Raw genomic sequence first — 15,188 nt, forward strand, 5'->3', positions numbered from 1 at the left:
CGAGGGGCCTCAGAGGCCTTGCTGCACCAGCGGATCGTCCGGGTTCTGCTGCTCCAGCTGGGCCAGCAGCACCTGCACGTTCTGCAGCTGGCCGGTCTCTTTCCAGTAGCCGATCAGCAGCACCCGCGCCTTGCGGTTGGCCGGCTGGCGGGCGAGCAGGGTTTCGAGCTGCTTCTGCGCCACCTCGACCTGCTCCAGGCTGTGCAGGGTCAACGCCAGGGTATAGCGATACTCGGCGTTGTCCGGGTCCAGCGCCAGGGCCCGGTCGAACGCCAGCAGCGCGTATTCGTGCTGGTCGTGGCGCATCAGCCACAGGCCCAGCTCGTGTTGCAGGAAGGCCGAGTCGGGGTGGCGCTTGAGCGCCTGGGCCAGCAGCTCGCGGGAGGCATCGGCGTGGCCCTGGCTGTCGAGCAGGCGCACCTTGGCCGCCAGTGCCTCGAGGTCGTCGGGGGCCAGCGCCAGCGCTCGCTCCAGTGCCTGCGCCGCCTCGTCGTCATGGCCCTCGTGCACGTACAGCCGGGCCAGGTGCACCTGGGCGGCGGCATCGTCGAGCTGCTTGAGCAAGGCCTGCTGGTACTGCTCCAGTGCCTGCTGCAGCGGGCCGTAGTACAGGCCGACATCGTCCGGGCCCAGCCCCAGCAGCGCATCGACCGCGGCAAAGCGCACGCTCTGCTCGGGGTCTTCGAGCATCGGCCCCAGCAGCACGCTGCGCTGCGGCGCCGGCACCAGCGCGCTGATGCTGGCGATCGCCGCGCGGCGCACCAGCGGGTCGTCGTGGCTCAGGTCCTGGTCGGCCAGCTTCAGCGCCAGCGGCGAAGGGTAGTTGGGCAGCTCGGCATGCAGGCTGGCGCGGCGAATGCCCGACAGGTCGGCGCGCGCCAGTTGCTGGTACAGCACCCGCGCCGCCCCCGGCTGCCCTTCATGGGCCATGGTCAGCGCCTTGGTGTAGCCATGGCTGGGGGCCGGCGCGGGGGCCGGGGCGTCACCCAGCCAGCCGTAGCCCAGCCCGATGACGAGCAGCACGAGCAGGCTGAGCAGGGTATAGAGGCGCGGTTTTGACATGCGGCATCCGGGCAGGCGGGGTGGGGCAAGCTTGGGTCAGCCAGGAAACGGAGTCAATCCGTTTTCCCCCTTCACCTGCCCGCGCCCTGCGCCGCAGCCCGTGCCGCGAGCCGTCAGGTGCGAAAATGCACCACCAGGCTCTGCAGGTCGCTGCCCAGGCGCGCCAGTTCGACGCTGGAGCTGGCGATCTCGCTGCTGGCCAGTGCCGACTGGTCGGCGGTTTCGCGCACATGCAGCACGTTGCGGGTGATTTCCTCGACCACCGTGGTCTGTTCTTCGGCGGCGCTGGCGATGCGCAGGCTCATCTGCTGGATGTCCGAGACCTGCCGGGTGATCGCCGCCAGCGCATCGCCGGTGTTGCGCACCCCGGTCACGGTCGACTGGGTCTGCTCCACGCTGGACTGCATGATCTGCGTACTCTCGTTGGCAATGCGCTGCAACTCGCCGATCAGGTGCTCGATCTCCTCGGAAGACTGCTGGGTACGCTGGGCCAGGCTGCGCACCTCGTCGGCCACCACTGCGAAGCCGCGCCCGGCCTCGCCGGCACGTGCCGCCTCGATGGCGGCATTGAGCGCCAGCAGATTGGTCTGCCCGGCCACGGCCTTGATCACCCCGAGCACGCTGGCGATACGGTCGATTTCCTGGTGCAGGCGGCTCATCGACTCGGCCGACACCCCGACCTCGCCGGCCAGCGCCTCGATCTGCACGATGGCATTGCGCGAGATGCCCGAGGCGCCGCTGGCTTCCTCGTCGGCCTGGCGGGCCGCCTGGGCCGCGTCTTCGGAGTTGCGCGCCACGGCCTGCACCATCGAGGTCATCTGGTTCATGGCGGTGGCGACCCGGTCGGTGTCGCTGCGCTGGCTGTCGGTGCCGGCCTGGGTCTGGGTGGTGATGGTGGCCAGCTGGCTGGCCGATACCGCCAGTTGCGAGGAGCCGTGACCAATGCGCGTGATCACCTCGCGCAGACGCTGGCTCATGTCGCCGATGGCGCGCAGCAGCTGGCCCAGTTCGTCTCGGCGATGGCTGTCCAGCTGCACGGTGAGGTCGCCGTGGGCGATGCGCTCGGCCGCCTCCAGGCTCTGGCGCAGCGGGCGCACGATCTGCCGGCCGATCAGCCAGGCGATCAGGGTGCCCAGCACCAGGGTCGCGACGGTCACGCCCAGCAGAATCGAGACCACCGTGGCCACGCTGGCGGCAGCGCGCTCCTCTTCCTTCTTGTACAGCACGTTGATGCTGCCCTGCAGGTCGGCCAGCAGGGCGTTGGCCTGCACCACCCGGGCGCTGTCGGGCGGGTCCAGGGCCAGGGCGGCCTGGTGGGTGGTGATGTAGCCCTGCAGGCCGTCGGCCAGTTGCTGCACGGTCTGCAGGTCTTCGGCGGGCCAGGCGCCGCGCTGCACGTCCTCGAGCACCGCGTTCAGTGCGCTGTGCAAGGCCTGCTGGTGGGTCTGGTGGGTGTCCAGGTGGGCGGCCTGGGGCGCCAGCGCGTACTGGTAGTTGGCCTCGCGGGCAAACACCGTTTCGTCGAACAGGGTGCTCAGTCGGTTGATCCGCTCGAACGAAGTCTTGTCGTTGTGCAACCCCTTGAGGCCGGTGGCGGCCAACCACACCGCCAGGGCCAGCATCAGCCCGAAGCCCAGTGCCAGTTTGCGGGTGACGGTGAGGTTTTCCAGTGAAAGTACGCGCAGCATGAACGCTCCTTAGAGTGGGGGGAACGTGGTTCCCGCCACACTATAGAAGCGCTGTCGCAGTGGATGAAGGCTAAGTGCCATACATCACGCCAAACGTTGATCCAGCTCAATTTTATTGTCGGACAAAATTCAGAAGTCGTAACTCAGGCTGGTGTAGTAGAACGCGCCCTGGGCGCCCTCGGGCGAGGTGATCGAGTACTTCTGCACCCCGTACAGGGTCTGGCCTTCGAGTTTGTCGGGGTGGCTGTCGAACAGGTTGATCGCACCCACCGAGACCTTCAGCCCCTGGTCGAAGCGGTAGCTCAGGTCCAGGTCGGTGATCCACTGCGCGCTGAAGGTCTGGTCCAGGTCGGGGTTGCTGGCATTGAGGCTCTGCCATTCACCGTAGCGGCGCTGGGTCAGGGTCACGCCCCAGTTCTGGTACAGCCAGTTGGCGCTGAGGGTCAGCTTGGTGTCGGGGGTGCCGTGCTCGATCAGGCCCTGGGTGGCGCGCCCGACGATCTGGTTGCCGGCAATGCCGCCGGCATCGCGCAGTTCGGTGATGCGCGTGCGCGTCTTGGCGAAGCCGGCGTTCAGGTCCAGCCGGCCGTACTGCGCCAGGTCCCACTGGTACTGGCCGGCCAGCTCGATGCCGTCGGTGCGGGTGTCGGCAATGTTGGTATAGAACGCCGCACTCTGGATGTTGGCATACGGCGTACCGGCGAAGATCGGCCCCACCACGTTGGCCGGCAACTGGTCGGACAGGGTGATGCGGTTGTCGATGTCGATGCGGTAGGCGTCCACGGTCACCGAGGCGTTGGCCAGCGGGCGCCACACCAGGCCCAGGGAGTAGTTGGTCGACTCTTCGGGCTTGAGCGCGCGCCCGCCCAGCAGCGCGGCCTCGGGGCTGTCGGCACGCAGGGTGCGCTGCTGCACCTCGACCCAGTTGCCGCTGCCAGGTGGCTGCTCCACCACCTGCACGCTGAACGAGGACAGCCCGCTCTGCACCAGCGAAGGGGCGCGGTAGCCGGTGCTGAGGCTGCCGCGTGCGGCGATCTGCGGGGTGAAGTCGTAGCGCAGCGACAGCTTGCCGTTGGTGGTATCGCCAAAGTCCGAGTAATGCTCCGAGCGCAGCGCCACGCCGGCCTGGAACTTGTCGGTGAGCTGCCCTTCGAGGTCGACATAGGCGCCGAACACCTTGCGCTCCAGCGACGCGGCATCGACGTTGGTGATGCCCGAGTAGTAACCGGGGATCGGCCGCCCGCTGACCGGGTCCAGGCTGCCGAACAGCGGCCCGTTCTGCCAGCCGGCCGCCTCGCCGGCGCCCAGGTGGTAGTTCTCCTTGCGCCAGGCCAGGCCCGCCGACAGGGTCAGCGGCCTGGCCAGCAGGTCGGTGGGGAAGTCGCGCACCCAGTCCAGGGTCAGGTTGGTCTGTTGGTTCTCGCGCTCGCCGGTGTAGATGCTCGACGGGCTGGCCGTGCCCCAGCTGGGGTTGATGGCGTTGCGGTCGGTGGACTTCAACGTGTCGTTGCCGTAGTTGGCAGCCAGGTCGAACGTGCCCAGGGTTTCGTCCTCCCAGCGCAGGCCGCCGGTCACGGCATAGTCTTGCAGGTTGTAGCGGGTGACCGGCAGGCGCCCGTCCGGGTAGCGGCGCAGCGCATCGCTGCCGTAGTTGCGGGCCAGGGTGGTGGGCGGGTCGAAGAAGCCGTCGGCGTCGGTGTTCTTGTGCGCATAGGTGGCAAAGCCATAGGCGGTCAGTCCTTCGCCCAGGCCGATTTCGCTGTTGGCCACCAGGTTGTACTGGTCCGAGACATTGCCCGAGCCCCAGCGCCAGGTGCGGTAGCGGTTGTTCTGCTCGCGCGGGGTATCGGTGCTGGTGCTGCCGGGGTAGAAGATCCGGTTGTCGGGGTTGGTGTCGCTGGCCGGGTCCTGGCTGCCGGCATCGAAGCTCAGGGTCAGGAAGCCATCGTTGGGCAGGGCCAGGCCCTTCCAGCCGCTGAGCTTGCGCTGCAGGCCGTCGCCCTTGTCGTAGCCGCCGAAGCGATAGCCCACGTTGCCGCCGTCGTCGTTCTCCTTGAGCACGATGTTGATCACCCCGGCGATGGCGTCCGAGCCGTACTGGGCGGCGGCGCCGTCGCGCAGGATCTCCACCCGCGACACCGCGCTGAGCGGGATCAGGCTCAGGTCCACGGCCGCTGCGCCACGCCCGTTGGCCAGGCCCTGGCGGGTCACGTTGGCGCTGGTATGGCGGCGCTTGCCGTTGACCAGCACCAGCACCTGGTCCGACGCCAGGCCGCGCAGCGAGGCGCCCTGGGCGATGGAGCCGGCGAACGCGCCCTGGGGCGACTGCGGGAAGCTGAACGAGGGCGATAGGGCGGTCAGCGCACCGGACAGGTCGCTGGCACCGGTGTCCTGCAGCTTTTCGGCGCTCAGCACATCCACCGGGGCTGCGCTTTGCAGCGCGGTGACGTCGCTGCGGCGGGTGCCGACCACGACCACGGTATCGAGCTTGTCATCCGCGCCGGGTGCGGCCTGGGCAGAGCATTCGGGCACGGCAACGCTGCCGATGACCAGCGCGATGGCGCCGGCCAAGGGGGTGGGACGCAACATGGGGTGTACTCCTTGCAAGGCAGTTGAAGTGCGCCGGCAGCCTGCCGCCGGCGCGGTCGATCAGAATCGGCTGGTGACGCTGACGCCGACCGTGCGCGGGTCGCCGTAGGTCAGCACGTACTGGCCCTGGGGGCCGTTGGGCCGGCCGTGCACCTGGTAGCGGCGGTCGGTGAGGTTGTTGACGAAGCCGGTCACGCTGAGCTTTTCATCCGCGCTGAACCAGGTCAGGCGGCTGTTGGCCAGGGTGTAGTGGGGCTGGCTGAGGGTCGGCTCGGCGCTGCTCTGGCGGTTGGCCAGAAAGTACTCCTTGTCGCGAAAACTCACGTCGGCGCCGGCCACCAGCTTGCCGCCGATCGCCAGCGGGATGGTGTAGTCGGCGCCCAGCGACACCACGTTGCGCGGCGAGCGCACGAAGCTGTTGCCGCTATAGTCGGCGGTCACCTCGCCGGTGGTGGGGTTGACGTTCTTGAAGTCGGTGTACTCGGTGTCCAGGAACGACACCGCCGCGCGCAGGTGCAGGTAGTCGGTGGGCTGGCCCTCGATCTCCAGCTCCGCGCCCTTGACCTTGCCCTTGGCACCGTTGGTGAGCGCGGTGGTGAGCAGGCCGCTGTTGACCGTCAGCAGGTTGACCTGGATGTCCTGGTAGTCGTAGTAGAACAGGTTGGCGTTGACCGTCAGGCGGTGGTCGAACCACTCCGATTTCAGGCCCAGCTCGTAGGCATCGAGCTGTTCCGGGTCGACCGTGGTCAGCTGCGCCAGGTTGCTCGACAGGCCGGTGTTGAAGCCGCCGGAGCGAAAGCCGTGGGCATAGCGAAAGAACACCCGCAGGTTGTCGTTGATGCGGTACTCGGGCGTCACATCGTAGGTCCAGGCGTCCCAGCGCTTGCTCTCGTCGCGGTTGCCGTTGGCGCCCGCAGCGCCCAGCGGCACCAGCGGGCCGTTGGCGCTGGTGCGGGTGAGCTGGGCCAGGTCCAGGTCGATGCTCTTTTTCTCGGTGGTCCAGCGCAGCCCGCCGGTCACGGTGAAGTTGTCGCTCAGGTCATAGGCCAGGTTGCCGAACAGCGCGTAGCTGTCGGTCTTGTGGGTGTAGTCGAGGCTGCTCAGGTCGACCCCGCCGATCTGGTTGGAGCCGGTGCCGTTGGGCGTCGGGCCCGGGGTCACGAAACGCCGGTCGGTGCTGTCGAGGGTTTCGTGAAAGTAATGGGTGCCGAGCATCCAGCGCAGGGTTTCCTGCTGCGGGGAGGCCAGGCGAAATTCCTGCGAGTACTGGTCGTAGCGGTTGTCGGTGTCGCTCGCGCCGTTGACCTCGTAGGGGGTGTAGTCGGCGTCGGTCAGCGACTGCTGGCGGATAGAGTCGTAGGCGGTGATGGAGGTCAGCCGGTAGTCGCCGATGTCCCAGTTCAGGGTCAGCGAGGTGCCGTCGTGGTCGAGTTTGGAGTGCTCGTCCACGTTCAGCTCGATGCGCCGCCCCTGGGGGCGCTGGTAGCCGACGTTGTAATAGGTGCCCAGCGGCAGCGAACCGCTGCTGCCATCGCCCTTGAACTGGCGCCCGTGGAGCTTCCACAGCGCCTCCAGGTCCGGGTTGAGCCTGGCCAGAAACTGTACGCGTACGGCCTTCTTGTTGACGTCGCCATAGGTCTGGTCGTTGGTCAGGTTGTGGGTGAAGCCGTCGCGCTCCTCGGAATACAGCGACACCCGGCCGGCCAGGCGTTCGTCCACCAGGGTGCCGCCCAGGGCGCCGTTGAGGATGCGTTCGTTCTTGCTGCCAAAGCCGATGGTGCCGAAGCCGTCGGTGTCGAAGGTGGGCTTTTTCGAGATCACGTTGACTGCCCCCGCCGTGGTGTTCTTGCCGTACAGGGTGCCCTGAGGGCCGCGCAGCACCTCGATGCGCTCCAGGTCGAACAGCGGGCCGCCGCCGGCGACGGGGGCGTTGAGGTAGACGTCGTCGGCATAGATGCCCACCGGGTAGACCGTGGCGGCGCCGGTGTCGCCGGTGCCCAGGCCGCGGATGTACCAGCGCGGGCGGCCATCGCCATCGGGGTTCTTGGCCGAGGCGTTGGGGATGAAGGTGGTGATGTCGCCCATGGCGCGCACGCCGTCGGCGGTGATACTGGTGCCCTGGACCGCGCTGACCGCCACCGGCACTTCCTGCAGGGTTTCTTCGCGGTGTTGTGCGGTGACGGTGACGGTCTTGAGTGCCGGCGTGGTGTTGTCGTCGGCGTGGGCGGTGCTGGTGCCTGCGAGCAGCAGGCCCAGGCCGATGCCCTTGGCCAGTGGATGAAGCTGATGCATGGTGTGGCTCCCCGAGTGTGGCTGATACGGGGCTAGAGCAGGGTTTGTGCCATGTTTGCAAGCTGTTGATTTACATGGGTTTTATCGGGTGTTTCGGGGTGGGTTGCTAGTGGTGCAGCAGGGGGCTGTGGAATGCCTGCTGCTGCAGCAGCAACCGGTTTGAAAAGCTTCGCCAGCAAGGCTGGCTCCTACAGGGGGCGAGGCCTGTGTAGGAGCCAGCCTTGCTGGCGAATGGGGCGACACGATTTTCAGGTGGCCACCCGCGACGTCGACCCGATCACCGCCTCCAGCACACTGAAATCGATCCAGTCGCGCACATCGAAGCGCCGCGCAATGAAATGCCACCGATGCAGAAAATCGGTGAAATCCTGCAGCGCCTCGATCGAGCGACTGTCCAGCGTGGTGCGCAGGCGTCGGTGCGCGTCCTCGCCATACGCCGCCGCCACCCAGTACTCGCTGGTGTTGAGCTCGCGCGCCAGGTAGCGCCGGGTTTCATCGGGGTTGGCCCAGGCCCACTGCTCGGTACGCAGCACCACGTCGACGATGCGCGTGCACGCGCCGAAATGCTGTTGCAGCAGGTTCAGGTCAACAGTCAGGGTGCGCGGCGTGCCGTTGTTGGAACGGATCAGCGGGTCGGGGTGCGAGCCGGTGTCGATCACCACCCGCAGGCCGAACTCGTGGGCCAGTTGCAAGGCCGAGGCCCCCTTGAGGAAGATCGCGTCGATGTCGCCGCGCAGCAGCCCGATCAGTTCGTTGTTGCGCCGGCTCACCCGGTTCATGCCCAGGGTCACCGTGGCGCCATGCACATGGGTGACCTGCTCGTCGCTGTGGGTGCCGCCGTAGGGGTAGTCCACCAGTTCCACATCGGCCACGTCCAGGCCTTCGAGCCTGAGCGCGTTTTCCAGCCCGCGCAGGGCCTGGGCGCGGGTGAAGTCGATCTGCACGTTGGCCCACTTGGGCAGGCCGAAGCGGCGGTTCTTGAGGTCGCGCACGCTTTTCACGCCGCTGTCCTCGGTGGTCAGGATCAACTGCACCTCATCGGCCCAGCTCAGCCCCAGCACGCGGGTCTGCACGCCGCTGGCGTAGGCCCAGATCGCCGGAATGTTGCCGCCGTGGCGCACCGAGTTGGGCAGGTGATGGTCGTAGTGGGCTTCGCGCACTTCGCGCTCGCTGGACTCGCGCAGCGACTGGATCGAGGTGCCCAGCGGCTGGAACGCCTCGGCCAGGCGCCCGGTCTGCACGGCGATGCCAAGGCCGGTCGGCACCGGGCTGTGGGTGTACCAGAGGGTATCGAGAGGGGTGGTCATAGGGGCATCGGGTCCTTGATGGGTTGTTGTTGCACCAGCGGCAGCACTTCCTGGCCGATGCGCAGGGCTTCTTCCAGGTGCGGGTTGCCGGCCAGGATGAAGGTCGAGAAGCCGGCGTCGCGGTACTCGGCCAGGCGTTCGGCGATGTTCTGGTGGCTGCCCACCAGGCCCACGGTGGGGCCGGGCTTGGCCTTGGCGAAACCGGCCCACAGGTTTGGCCCCAGAATCAGGTCGTCGAAGCGCTGGATGTTCTGGTGATAGGCGCTCTGGCGGGCGCCGCCGACCGAGTCGCTGGCAGTGCTGAAGGTGCTGGAGAGGGCGCTGGGCCTGCCGTCGAGCCTGTCGAACTGGCGGCGCAGGTCGCGCCAGGCGGCCTCTTCGGTTTCGCGGGCGAACAGGTCCACGCGCAGGCCGAAGCGCACCGTGCGGCCCTGCCTGTCGGCCAGCTCGCGCACGCGCTCGATGTGCGGCCTGAGTTGCTCGATCGGCTCGGCCCAGTTCAGGTACACGTCGGCGTGGCGTGCAGCCACGTCCAGGGCCGGGTCGGAGAAGCCGGAGAAGTACACCCCCGGCTTGCGCACATGGCCCAGGTGCTCGGGCAGGGCGCCGTTGTCCAGTTGATAGACCTCGCCCTGGTAGCTGAAGTGCTCGTTGCGCCACAGGCCGTCGATGATGTCGAGAAATTCGCCGGTGCGCCGGTAGCGCTGGTCGTGGTCGAGAAAGTCGCCCTGGGCGCGCTGGCTGGCGGGGTTGCCGCCGGTGATGATGTTCCAGTCCAGGCGGTCGTGGCTCAGGTGCTGCAGGATGGCGGCCTGCTGTGCGGCGTAGGCGGGCAGGGTCCAGGCGGCCTGGAAGGCGATCAGAAAGCGCAGGCGGCGGGTTTCGCGGGCCAGTGCGGCGGCCACGATCCAGGGTTCGGGGCCGGTGGGCAGCAGGGCGCCTTCGAAGCCGGCCAGTTCGGCGGCCTTGGCCACCTGTGCGATGTAGTCGATATAGGTGAAGCCGTCGGGGCGGCCGTCTGCCAGCCGGCCGGGTGCGATATGGCCGTGCTGGTGGCTGAAGCTGCCACGGTTGTGCCGGTCGGTGCTCAATTGCGGCCCGTCGGTGCCCAGGGGCAGGCGCCAGAAGAATTCGGTGCTCATGGCTGTTCCTCGGTGAATGTGCCAGAGGTGGTGCAACCGTCATGCCACGCGGTGCGGGCCCGGTTTTGCGGGGGGTGGGAGGCTGCACTGCTGCCAGGGCAGCAGTGCAGCAGCAGTGGGTGCGGCGGTTGCAGCACCAGAGCAATGCCCCCCTGTGGGAGCGGGCTTGACCCGCGATTGGCCCTAACCGGCCCGCGCATAGCTGCGATGCAGCGCCGCATACGCCCCACCCCTGGCCAGCAACTGCGCATGCGGCCCTTGCTCCACCAGGCGGCCCTGGCCGATCACCACGATGCGGTCCGCCTCGCGAATGGTCGCCAGCCGATGCGCGATGATGATCGCCGTGCGCCCCTCGCACAGCCGACGCAACGCCCGCTGGATGCGTCGCTCGGTATGCACGTCCACCGCCGAGGTGGCTTCGTCCAGCACCAGCACCGCGGGGTCTGCCAGGTACGCCCGCACCAGGCACACCAGCTGGCGCTGCCCATGGCTCAGGTGCGCGCCCAGCGCCCCCACCTGGGTCGCGTACTGGTGCGGCAGGCGCTCCAGCACTTCATCGGCGCCCAGCTCGCGGGCCGCCGCGATCAGCGTCGCATCGTCCGCCCCCGGTGCTGCCAGGCGCAGGTTGTCGAGGATGCTGCCGGCAAACAGCACGTTGTCCTGCAGCACCACACCCACGTGCCGGCGCAACTGCTGCTGGCTCAACTGGCGAACATCGATGCCATCGAGCTTCACTGCGCCGCCGTCCACGTCATAGAAGCGCGTGAGCAACTGCACCAGCGTGCTCTTGCCATGCCCCGACGGCCCGACCAATGCCAGCACCTCGCCGGCCCGTATGTGCAGGTCCAGCCCGTCGATCACCGGCGTTGGCGCCTGACGCTCATAGGCAAAGCGCACCTGCTCGAAGCGCACCTCGCCACGCGCCCTGGGCAACGCCACGGGCACCTGCGGGTCGAGAATCTGCGGCGCGGTGTCCAGCAGCAGAAAGATCCGCTGCGCCGAAGCCGAACCGGTGGCATAGCGCTCGAACAGGTCGGTCAGCTCCTGCAACGGCCCCAGAAACAGCATCACGTAGAACAGGCTTTCACCCACCTGGCCTACCGTCACCGAACCCTCGGCCAGCCCGTAGCCACCCACCAGCACCAGCACCGCCATGCCCATCGCGGCCAGCAGCGCGGTGAACGGCGCGAACCAGCCCGAGCGCAGGCTGCCCAGAATCAGCGCGCGGTTGAAGTCGTCCAGCAGGCCCTGGTAACGCTGCAGGTTGGTCTGCTGCCGGCCGGTCTGCTGCAGCAGGCGCACGCCGCTGACGCTCTCCACCAGGTGGGCGGTGAAGCGGCTGCGGTTTTCCGCGACCTTCGCCCAGTTGCGCTGGGCGATACGCTTGAAGCCCCAGGTGGCGAGCAGCAGCAACGGCACGCTGCCGATCAGGCTGAAGAAGAACAGCGGCTCTATCAGCCACAGCATCACCGCCGCCAGGCTGCAGCGCAGCAGGGCGCCGAGCAGCTCGGGCGGGCCCTGGATCAGCAGCGGCTCAAGCGCGTCCACGTCGCGGTCGGCCCGCGAAATGATGCGCCCGGCGCGGGTGCGGTCGAAGTAGCCCACGCTCAGCGCCTGCACGTGCGCAAACACCCGCACGCGCAGGTCGTTGAGCACGCTGATCGCGGCGCTGCCGGCGATGTACTGCGACAGCCCCGCCAGCACGAAGCGCCCCAGCCAGCTTGCCGCCAGGCCCGCGCCCAGCCACAGCACCAGCGGCGGGTCCAGCAGCCAGGCGTTGCCGTCATGGATCAGCCCGTGATCGAGCAGCTCGCGCACGAACCACGGGCGCAGGAACACGGTGAACACCAGCACCAGCTCCAGGCCGATCACCCAGCCGATCTGCCGGCGCACCGGGCGCAGCAGGGGCAGCAGGCGCCGGAACATGCTGCGGTCCAGGGCCTTTCTTGCCAGTAATTCTTCTATCTCGATATCGCTCAGGGCAGTGCCCGCTTGCGGCTTAGCCATGCTCGATCCCCAGCAGTTCACGGTAGGTCGGGTTGCGGTGCAGCAGCTGCGCATGGCTGCCGCTGTCGGCAATGCCGGTACTGCTCAGCAGCAGCACGCGGTCGGCCAGTTGCACGGTGCTCAGCTTGCTGGCGATCAGCAGCAGGGTCGGCGCATGCCCATCGCTGCGGCGCTGGCGCAGGGTGTCGAGCACACGCTGTTCACTGATCGCGTCCAGCGCGCTGGTGGCGTCGTCCAGGCACAGGATGTCGGGGGCCGCCAGCAGGGCGCGGGCCAGGCACAGGCGCTGGCGCTGGCCGCCCGAGAGGGTCACGCCACGGTCGCCCAGCGGCGTGTCCAGGCCCTGGGGCAGGCGCGCCAGCACGTCCTCGGCGCTGGCCTGGCGCAGTGCATCGAGCAGTTGCGCGTCGCTGGCCGTGGGCGCACCCAGGCGCAGGTTGGCAGCCAGGCTGTCGGCGAACAGAAAGCTCTCCTGGGGCAGCACATGCACGCGCCGGCGCAGTTCATCCAGCGCCAGGGTGCGCACGTCGTGCCAGCCCCGTGCAGCGCTGCCCAGCAGCACGCGGCCCTGGTCGGCCTCGGTCAGGCGCGGCAGCAGGCTGGCCAGCAGGCTCTTGCCGGTGCCCGTGGCGCCCACCAGCGCGACCACCTCGCCGGGTTCTATCTGCAACGAGCACTGGCTGAGCACCGCCTGCCCACCGCCGGGCGCTGCCACGCCGACAGCCTCCAGCTTCAGGCCCAGCGGCCCCGGGGGCAGCGACTGCTGACCGCTGACGATGTGTACCGGCGCATCGAGCAACTGCCAGATACGCTCGGCCGAGGCGCGCGCGTCGGCGAAGGTCTGCATCACCCGGCCGATGCCTTCGATGCGAAACACCAGGGTGGTGGCGATCAGCAGCGAGGTCACCAGCTCGCCGATGCCGATGCGCCCCTGGGCCACCAGCTGCGCACCGACCACCAGGATCCACACATGCCCCAGCGCCACCACCGCCTGCGGCAGCGGTATGCGCGAGCTGGCGTAGGCCAGCGCCTGGCGTGCATGCCCGGCAAACACCTGCACCTGCGCGGCAAAGCCCTCGATGCGCTGGACCTGCAGGCCGAACGACTTGATCACCCGTACCGCGCCGATGCCTTCGGCCAGGTCCTGGTTGACCCGGTCGTAGGCGGCGCCCACGGCCCGGTCCAGTGCCACCAGGCGCTCGGTCTGGTGCACGAAGATGCCCAGCCCGAGCACGGTCAGCAGCAGCGGCCCCAGGGCCAGCCACGGGTCGTACCAGGCCAGCAGGCCGACGGTGGCCAGCACCACCAACGGGGTTTCCACCAGTTGGCGCCAGAAGCTGATCAGGGCATCGCGCACCTTGTCCGCATCGCGGGTGGTGCGGGTGACCATCTCGCCCATGCCGTGCTGCCAGTGGTAGCCCAGGTGCAGGGCCTGCACCTGGGCCAGCAGGCGCTCGCGCAGGCGCGTGAGCAGCGCCTGGCCGAGCACCAGCGAGCCGATGGCCGCGGCGTACTGCAACACCGCGCGGCCCAGCGCCACCGCGCCTATCAGCCAGAACCAGTGCCAGGCCAGGCGTGCATCCAGGCTGCCATCGGCCAGGCGTACCACGGCGGCGCCGGCACTCACGTCGTTCAGCGCATGGCCGATCAGCCATTGCTGCCAGACCAGCCCCAGGTTGATGAAAACGAACAGCCCGGCGACCAGGGCGAAACGCCAGGGCATTTCGCGGTAGATCGCCAGGCTGCGCAGCAGCGGGTGTCGAGGGCTCATGGAAAACTCGAGGCAAAGGGGAAAACAGGCGCAGGGCAGGCCCCGCGCCCGGTGTTCAGCGGCTGGCGCCCGCGCTCTGCCTGGCGGCGAGAATGGCTGTGTATTCGCCCGGGTCGATGCCGTTGAGGTAGTAGTTGCCCACGTGGTGCAGGCGCCAGCGGATCGGGTCGTGGGTGGTGTGCACCCGCGCATTGCGCCAGAAGCGGTCCAGGTTCCATTTGCTCAGCGAGGCGCTGGCCCCCAGCAGCGAGAAGATGTCGCTGGAGATCTTCAGTGAGGCGGCATCCGAGTGCGCCCGCGCGGTGGCTACCGAGAGAATCAGCTCGTCCTGCAGGGCCTTGTCGTCGGGGGCCAGCTCGTGCGCATCGAAGGTCCGTGCGGCATCGCGCAGCAGCGATTCGGCGGCGCGCAGGGCCACGGCGTATTCACCGATCTGGCGGATGATGTGCGGCTCTTCGCTGGCGCGCTCCACCTCGCTCTCCACCCACGGGCGCGCGTGCTGGTTGAGGTAGTCGATGCCGGCCTGCAGGGCGCCGGCGGCGATGCCGGTGTCGATGGCCGCGTGCAGTATCTGCGGGAAGGTCAGCCCGGTGCGCTTCATCGGGCCCTGGCGGCGCAGCACATAGCGCTCGTCCAGCTCGATGTTGTCGAACTGCACCGTGCCGCTCACCGAGTTGTTCTGGCCGAAGGCGTCCCAGTCGTCGAGCAGGGTCAGGCCCGGCGTGTCGCGGTGCAGCAGCACCCCGGCGCCGCCGTCGTCGCTGGCGGCGGTCAGCGAGATCCATTCGGCCAGGTACGAGCCGGTGGAGTAGAACTTGCTGCCGTTGAGCACCAGCTTGCCGTCTTCGCGGCGCTCGATGCGGGTCTTGAGGGCGAACTTGTTCTTGCCGCCGACCTCGGCCAGGGCGTTGCCCAGGCGCTTGCCGGCCAGCAGGTCGGCGATCAGGCGCTCGCGCACTTCATCCGGGTAGCCGCTGAGCACACCGCGCAGCATCACGTTGTGAATCTGCAGCAGTTGCCCGACACCGCCGTCGGCGGCGGACACGATGCGCACGGTCTCGACGATAGTCTGTACCGAAGCGCCCAGCCCGCCGAACTGCGCGGGCACGCCGATGGCGGTCAGGCCGCTGTCGGACAGCAGCTGGGCCTGGCGACGCGGCAACTGGCGGTTGTTGTGCCGGTCGCGGGCCAGCTCGGCGATCTGGCCGGCGATTTCATGGGCGGCGGCGATGGCCTGGGCGGCGCTTTCCAGGCGGCGGGGCGGGGTACTCATGCGGGGGCTTCCTTGAATGAACAGGTTTCAGGCCCTTGAGCAGGTTCTGTGCCACAC

The 15,188-nt window shown here is 68.4% G+C and carries 9 protein-coding genes and 2 pseudogenes; all 11 read right to left on the reverse strand.

Annotation, left to right across the window (positions count from 1 at the left end):
* Positions 1–9: 9 nt before the first annotated feature.
* Positions 10–1,062: a tetratricopeptide repeat protein gene (locus JZZ72_RS17270; RefSeq protein ID WP_054915374.1), complete on the reverse strand. Its 1,053-nt coding sequence runs from the start codon at positions 1,060–1,062 to the stop codon at positions 10–12.
* Positions 1,063–1,175: 113 nt separating this feature from the next.
* Positions 1,176–1,745 (reverse strand): annotated as a pseudogene (locus tag JZZ72_RS28310) (methyl-accepting chemotaxis protein); the annotation flags it as partial.
* A gap of 285 nt (positions 1,746–2,030) precedes the next feature.
* Positions 2,031–2,750: pseudogene (locus JZZ72_RS28315) on the reverse strand (HAMP domain-containing protein); the annotation flags it as partial.
* Between the two features lie 129 nt (positions 2,751–2,879).
* Positions 2,880–5,339 (reverse strand): TonB-dependent receptor plug domain-containing protein, encoded by a 2,460-nt coding sequence (locus JZZ72_RS17280; RefSeq protein WP_210014756.1) that lies wholly within the window; start codon positions 5,337–5,339, stop codon positions 2,880–2,882.
* Between the two features lie 60 nt (positions 5,340–5,399).
* Complete coding sequence (locus JZZ72_RS17285) at positions 5,400–7,631, reverse strand: TonB-dependent receptor (protein WP_210014757.1); 2,232 nt, start codon at positions 7,629–7,631, stop codon at positions 5,400–5,402.
* A 32-nt stretch (positions 7,632–7,663) separates the two neighbouring features.
* Entirely contained in the window at positions 7,664–7,810 is a 147-nt protein-coding gene (locus JZZ72_RS17290) for a hypothetical protein (RefSeq protein WP_160328366.1), read from the reverse strand.
* 69 nt (positions 7,811–7,879) lie between these two features.
* Positions 7,880–8,938, reverse strand: coding sequence for an ABC transporter substrate-binding protein (locus JZZ72_RS17295; protein ID WP_043862916.1), 1,059 nt, complete (start codon positions 8,936–8,938; stop codon positions 7,880–7,882).
* Positions 8,935–10,080 carry an LLM class flavin-dependent oxidoreductase gene (locus JZZ72_RS17300; RefSeq protein ID WP_058540679.1) on the reverse strand — a complete coding sequence of 382 codons (1,146 nt, stop codon included), beginning with the start codon at positions 10,078–10,080 and terminating at the stop codon, positions 8,935–8,937. Before JZZ72_RS17300 ends, JZZ72_RS17295 begins: the two co-directional genes overlap by 4 nt.
* 183 nt (positions 10,081–10,263) lie before the next feature.
* Positions 10,264–12,087 (reverse strand): ABC transporter ATP-binding protein, encoded by a 1,824-nt coding sequence (locus JZZ72_RS17305; RefSeq protein WP_054915370.1) that lies wholly within the window; start codon positions 12,085–12,087, stop codon positions 10,264–10,266.
* A complete protein-coding gene (locus JZZ72_RS17310) occupies positions 12,080–13,858 on the reverse strand; it encodes an ABC transporter ATP-binding protein (RefSeq protein ID WP_210014758.1) in 1,779 nt (592 codons plus the stop codon). The genes JZZ72_RS17305 and JZZ72_RS17310 overlap by 8 nt, the downstream gene beginning before the upstream one ends.
* A 55-nt stretch (positions 13,859–13,913) precedes the next feature.
* Positions 13,914–15,131: an acyl-CoA dehydrogenase family protein gene (locus JZZ72_RS17315; RefSeq protein ID WP_043862912.1), complete on the reverse strand. Its 1,218-nt coding sequence runs from the start codon at positions 15,129–15,131 to the stop codon at positions 13,914–13,916.
* Positions 15,132–15,188 lie beyond the last annotated feature (57 nt).

The organism is Pseudomonas palmensis (assembly GCF_017848315.1).
Classification (GTDB): Bacteria; Pseudomonadota; Gammaproteobacteria; order Pseudomonadales; family Pseudomonadaceae; genus Aquipseudomonas; species Aquipseudomonas palmensis.

Bases quoted from the DNA above. Each gene is read 5' to 3' on its own strand.
- JZZ72_RS17285 (WP_210014757.1), bottom strand. From the start codon at position 7,631: ATGCATCAGCTTCATCCACTGGCCAAGGGCATCGGCCTGGGCCTGCTG.
- JZZ72_RS17300 (WP_058540679.1), bottom strand. From the start codon at position 10,080: ATGAGCACCGAATTCTTCTGGCGCCTGCCCCTGGGCACCGACGGGCCG.
- JZZ72_RS17295 (WP_043862916.1), bottom strand. From the start codon at position 8,938: ATGACCACCCCTCTCGATACCCTCTGGTACACCCACAGCCCGGTGCCG.
- JZZ72_RS17270 (WP_054915374.1), bottom strand. From the start codon at position 1,062: ATGTCAAAACCGCGCCTCTATACCCTGCTCAGCCTGCTCGTGCTGCTC.
- JZZ72_RS17310 (WP_210014758.1), bottom strand. From the start codon at position 13,858: ATGAGCCCTCGACACCCGCTGCTGCGCAGCCTGGCGATCTACCGCGAA.
- JZZ72_RS17305 (WP_054915370.1), bottom strand. From the start codon at position 12,087: ATGGCTAAGCCGCAAGCGGGCACTGCCCTGAGCGATATCGAGATAGAA.
- JZZ72_RS17315 (WP_043862912.1), bottom strand. From the start codon at position 15,131: ATGAGTACCCCGCCCCGCCGCCTGGAAAGCGCCGCCCAGGCCATCGCC.
- JZZ72_RS17280 (WP_210014756.1), bottom strand. From the start codon at position 5,339: ATGTTGCGTCCCACCCCCTTGGCCGGCGCCATCGCGCTGGTCATCGGC.